Source organism: Levilactobacillus enshiensis (genome assembly GCF_007115095.1).
Classification (GTDB): domain Bacteria; phylum Bacillota; class Bacilli; order Lactobacillales; family Lactobacillaceae; genus Levilactobacillus; species Levilactobacillus enshiensis.
The window spans coordinates 1-2,397 of the sequence record NZ_SULH01000031.1; the positions used below are offsets into that span (position 1 = coordinate 1).

General features: G+C 47.6%; 18 tRNA genes and 1 rRNA gene. All 19 read right to left on the reverse strand.

Annotated elements, in window-relative coordinates:
* Positions 1-496: 496 nt before the first annotated feature.
* Positions 497-570, reverse strand: a tRNA-Asp gene (locus tag FAY32_RS14280).
* Positions 571-575: 5 nt separating this feature from the next.
* Positions 576-649 (reverse strand) — tRNA-Met (locus tag FAY32_RS14285).
* 20 nt (positions 650-669) lie between these two features.
* Positions 670-742 (reverse strand) — tRNA-Glu (locus FAY32_RS14290).
* Between the two features lie 9 nt (positions 743-751).
* Positions 752-839 (reverse strand) — tRNA-Ser (locus FAY32_RS14295).
* Positions 840-843: 4 nt separating this feature from the next.
* Positions 844-918 (reverse strand) — tRNA-Ile (locus FAY32_RS14300).
* Between the two features lie 6 nt (positions 919-924).
* Positions 925-995: transfer RNA gene (locus tag FAY32_RS14305), tRNA-Gly, on the reverse strand.
* A gap of 20 nt (positions 996-1,015) precedes the next feature.
* A tRNA-Phe gene (locus FAY32_RS14310) sits at positions 1,016-1,088 on the reverse strand.
* 52 nt (positions 1,089-1,140) lie between these two features.
* Positions 1,141-1,214: transfer RNA gene (locus tag FAY32_RS14315), tRNA-Asp, on the reverse strand.
* A 2-nt stretch (positions 1,215-1,216) separates the two neighbouring features.
* Positions 1,217-1,290, reverse strand: a tRNA-Met gene (locus FAY32_RS14320).
* Between the two features lie 17 nt (positions 1,291-1,307).
* Positions 1,308-1,397: transfer RNA gene (locus tag FAY32_RS14325), tRNA-Ser, on the reverse strand.
* 29 nt (positions 1,398-1,426) lie between these two features.
* Positions 1,427-1,500, reverse strand: a tRNA-Ile gene (locus FAY32_RS14330).
* 14 nt (positions 1,501-1,514) lie between these two features.
* Positions 1,515-1,588 (reverse strand) — tRNA-Met (locus FAY32_RS14335).
* Between the two features lie 26 nt (positions 1,589-1,614).
* A tRNA-Pro gene (locus FAY32_RS14340) sits at positions 1,615-1,688 on the reverse strand.
* A 6-nt stretch (positions 1,689-1,694) separates the two neighbouring features.
* Positions 1,695-1,768, reverse strand: a tRNA-Arg gene (locus FAY32_RS14345).
* 36 nt (positions 1,769-1,804) lie between these two features.
* Positions 1,805-1,876: transfer RNA gene (locus FAY32_RS14350), tRNA-Gly, on the reverse strand.
* 7 nt (positions 1,877-1,883) lie between these two features.
* Positions 1,884-1,956, reverse strand: a tRNA-Thr gene (locus FAY32_RS14355).
* A 49-nt stretch (positions 1,957-2,005) separates the two neighbouring features.
* A tRNA-Lys gene (locus FAY32_RS14360) sits at positions 2,006-2,078 on the reverse strand.
* 3 nt (positions 2,079-2,081) lie between these two features.
* Positions 2,082-2,154 (reverse strand) — tRNA-Val (locus FAY32_RS14365).
* Positions 2,155-2,160: 6 nt separating this feature from the next.
* Positions 2,161-2,277: ribosomal RNA gene (rrf, locus tag FAY32_RS14370) — 5S ribosomal RNA — on the reverse strand.
* Positions 2,278-2,397: the final 120 nt, after the last annotated feature.

Genomic DNA, 2,397 nt, shown 5'->3' on the forward strand with positions numbered 1-2,397 from the left:
CTTGTTTTTCCATAATAAAAACCTCACCAATTTATTTGATGAGGTAATCATATCGTGTATTTGTCGCCAGTCACAGACGGTCAATTATTGGGTGCTTACTAAGCACCCAATAACCGACCGCATTGAAATATAGATAAAAAATAAGATGGCGTCCTCGGTTTTTGAGGACGCCATCTTATTTCCATGCCTTAAGCGGCTACTGTATTTAGACGAGGGGTACCTGAAGAATTATGCGCAAAATTCCATGGTAAATAAGCTTCCAGCTCTGATTTCTTTGCGAATGCTGACAGTTGGGATATGTTTTTTAAAAGATAACGAATATATTCTTGTGGATTGTTGCCACTTTAGTTGATGAGGTAATCATATCGTGTATTTGCCGTCAGTCATAGACTGTCAGTTGTTGGGTGCTTACAACGCTAGTCACCGTATTGGCCACTAATCAAAACTGCCTTAATAAAAATCAAAAAGCCCTCCCCAACAGGAAGACTTTAACTGACGGTCCGTACGAGACTCGAACTCGTGATCTCCTCCGTGACAGGGAGGCGTCCTAACCAACTAGACCAACGAACCAAATATTGCGGGAGCAGGGTTTGAACCTGCGACCTTCGGGTTATGAGCCCGACGAGCTACCAGACTGCTCCATCCCGCGATAATATTAAAATGTGAAAATGACCCGTACGGGATTCGAACCCATGTTACCGCCGTGAAAGGGCGGTGTCTTAAACCACTTGACCAACGGGTCATAACTAAACGGAGAAGGAGAGATTCGAACTCTCGCGCCGCTTACGCGACCTATACCCTTAGCAGGGGCACCTCTTCAGCCACTTGAGTACTTCTCCATAATGGGCCTAAATGGACTCGAACCATCGACCTCACGCTTATCAGGCGTGCGCTCTAAACCAGCTGAGCTATAGGCCCATATAAAGCGGGTAACGAGAATCGAACTCGCGACAACAGCTTGGAAGGCTGTGGTTTTACCACTAAACTATACCCGCAAAATATAGAGTAAATTTAATGGCGCGGGACGGAATCGAACCGCCGACACATGGAGCTTCAATCCATTGCTCTACCGACTGAGCTACCGAGCCATTTGCCATTTAGTAATTATGGTTGCCATACTTGGGCGAACAAGTATAGCAACGGTCCGTACGAGACTCGAACTCGTGATCTCCTCCGTGACAGGGAGGCGTCCTAACCAACTAGACCAACGAACCAATTGCGGGAGCAGGGTTTGAACCTGCGACCTTCGGGTTATGAGCCCGACGAGCTACCAGACTGCTCCATCCCGCGATAATATTAAGAAACAAAGGAGGATGAGAGATTCGAACTCTCGCGTGATTTTACTCACCTGACGGTTTTCAAGACCGTTCCCTTCAGCCAGACTTGGGTAATCCTCCATAAAAAACATACAACGCCCTACTGGTAATGGACCTTGTAGGACTCGAACCTACGACCGGACGGTTATGAGCCGTCTGCTCTAACCAACTGAGCTAAAGGTCCAGTTCAAGTCCAAATCGCGGCGGGGGGGATCGAACCCTCGACCTCTCGGGTATGAACCGAACGCTCTAGCCAGCTGAGCTACACCGCGAAATGTTAAATAAAATATTTATTTAATCGGGAAGACAGGATTCGAACCTGCGACCCCCTGGTCCCAAACCAGGTGCTCTACCAAGCTGAGCTACTTCCCGTTAAAATGCACCCAGTAGGAGTCGAACCTACAACCTTCTGATTCGTAGTCAGACACTCTATCCAATTGCGCTATGGGTGCAAATAATGTTACTTTGCTCAATACCATTAGGTATTAAGCGGAAGACGGGATTCGAACCCGCGACCCCCACCATGGCAAGGTGATGTTCTACCACTGAACTACTTCCGCAAAATAATGCCGACTAGAAGATTCGAACTTCCGACCCCCTGTTTACAAGACAGGTGCTCTACCAACTGAGCTAAGTCGGCATAGTCAGTATCAATGTTCTATCTAATTGTCACTCACCCTTAGGGTGAATGAGCCGTGACAGTCTCGAACTGTCGACCCTCTGATTAAAAGTCAGATGCTCTACCAACTGAGCTAACGGCTCAAATGGAGGATACAGGGCTCGAACCTGTGACCCTCTGCTTGTAAGGCAGACGCTCTCCCAACTGAGCTAATCCTCCAAAACCGCGTAGCGACGTCCTATCCTCGCAGGGGGCGATCCCCCAACTACTATCAGCGTGCTGAAGCTTAACTTCCGTGTTCGGCATGGGAACGGGTGTATCCTTCAGGCTATCGCCACTACACTACAGAAAGAACTTATTCTTTCAAAACTAGATATTATTCAATTATTTTCTTTGAGAACACCACGTTTTACAACTTGGTTAAGTCCTCGACCGATTAGTACTGGTCCGCTCCACGCCTCA